Consider the following 1495-nt stretch of genomic DNA (forward strand, 5'->3'; position numbering starts at 1 on the left):
GGTCTGGGGGATGCGTGTGGGTGTGCGGTTCGGGCCGGGTCGGTCCGGCCTGCTCGGGTGGGCGCTGAATCGGTCCGGGCGGGTGCGGGTTGTGATCCGTTGCGGCGGCGCGTGCGGGGTGGCGGGTGCGGGATAGCATCGCGGTCGGTAACCGTCCGGCGAGCAGGAAAGATTCCTCCTATGACCAAAGCGCCCGTCACCGTCACCGTCACCGGTGCCGCTGGCCAGATCGGCTACGCGCTGCTGTTCCGGATCGCTTCCGGGCAGCTCATCGGGGCCGACACTCCGATCAAGCTTCGCTTGCTGGAGATCCCGCAGGCCGTGAAGGCGGCCGAGGGCACCGCGATGGAGCTCGACGACTGCGCGTTCCCGTTGTTGAGCAGCGTGGACGTGTTCGACGATGCGACCGCGGCGTTCCAGGGCACGAACGTGGCCCTGCTCGTGGGTGCGCGGCCGCGCACCAAGGGGATGGAGCGCGGTGATCTGCTGGAGGCCAACGGCGGCATCTTCAAGCCGCAGGGCGAGGCGATCAACGCGGGTGCCGCGGAGGACGTGAAGGTGCTGGTGGTCGGGAACCCGGCGAACACCAATGCGCTGATCGCGCAGTCGCACGCTCCGGACGTGCCTGCGGAGCGGTTCACGGCGATGACGCGGCTGGACCACAACCGTGCGTTGACGCAGCTGGCGCAGAAGCTGGGTACGACGGTCACCGACATCAAGAAGCTCACGATCTGGGGCAACCACTCGGCGACGCAGTACCCGGACCTGTTCCACGCGGAGGTCGGCGGGAAGATCGCGGCCGAGCAGGTGGAGCGGTCGTGGCTGGCGGACGAGTTCATCCCGACGGTGGCCAAGCGCGGTGCTGCGATCATCGAGGCGCGTGGTGCGTCGTCGGCGGCGTCGGCGGCGAACGCGGCGATCGACCACGTGCACACCTGGGTCAACGGGACTCCGGAGGGTGACTGGACTTCGGCGGGTGTGGTGTCGGACGGTTCGTACGGGGTGCCGGAGGGCATCATCTCGTCGTTCCCGGTCACGGCGAAGGACGGCCGGTTCGAGATCGTGCAGGGCTTGGACGTCGACGAGTTCTCGCGGGAGCGCATCGATGCTTCGGTGAACGAGCTGGTCGAGGAGCGCGATGCGGTGCGCGGGCTCGGTTTGATCTGAGCGGTGCTCTGAGCGGTGCGTTGACGGAGGGGCCTCGCCGGGTTGCCGGTGGGGCCCCTCCGTCGTGTTCGGGGTCCCTGTGGCGGCGCGTGCAGGTGCTCGGCGCCGGTGTTCGGGTGGGGCGTCAGGTGAGGGGTTCGAGGAGGAAGACGGGTATGTCGCGGTCGGTCTTGGCCTGGTAGTCGGCGTATTGGGGGAAGACGTCGACGGCGCGGTGCCACCACGTGGTCTTCTCGGCGCCGGTGAGTTCGCGGGCGCGCATGTCCTGCTTGCGGGTGCCGTCCTGGACTTCTACGTGGGGGTGGTGGCGGAGGTTGTGGTACCAGCG

The 1495-nt window shown here is 69.0% G+C and carries 2 protein-coding genes; one reads left to right on the forward strand and one right to left on the reverse strand.

All coding sequences use genetic code 11. From position 1 onward, the window contains the following. The first annotated feature begins 180 nt into the window (after positions 1-180). Positions 181-1167, forward strand: coding sequence for a malate dehydrogenase (locus LCD31_RS28735; protein ID WP_224963317.1), 987 nt, complete (start codon positions 181-183; stop codon positions 1165-1167). Positions 1168-1291: 124 nt separating this feature from the next. On the opposite strand, the gene LCD31_RS28740 is transcribed toward LCD31_RS28735, so the two are convergent. Then, positions 1292-1495, reverse strand: a 204-nt coding sequence (locus LCD31_RS28740) for a nitroreductase/quinone reductase family protein (RefSeq protein ID WP_224963318.1), incomplete at its 5' end; no start/stop codon positions are given.

Source organism: Saccharopolyspora sp. 6M (assembly GCF_020176775.1).
In the GTDB taxonomy this organism is placed as follows: domain Bacteria; phylum Actinomycetota; class Actinomycetes; order Mycobacteriales; family Pseudonocardiaceae; genus Saccharopolyspora_C; species Saccharopolyspora_C gregorii.

Excerpts from the sequence above, each read along its gene's own strand:
- LCD31_RS28735 (WP_224963317.1), top strand. The coding sequence starts at position 181 with ATGACCAAAGCGCCCGTCACCGTCACCGTCACCGGTGCCGCTGGCCAG.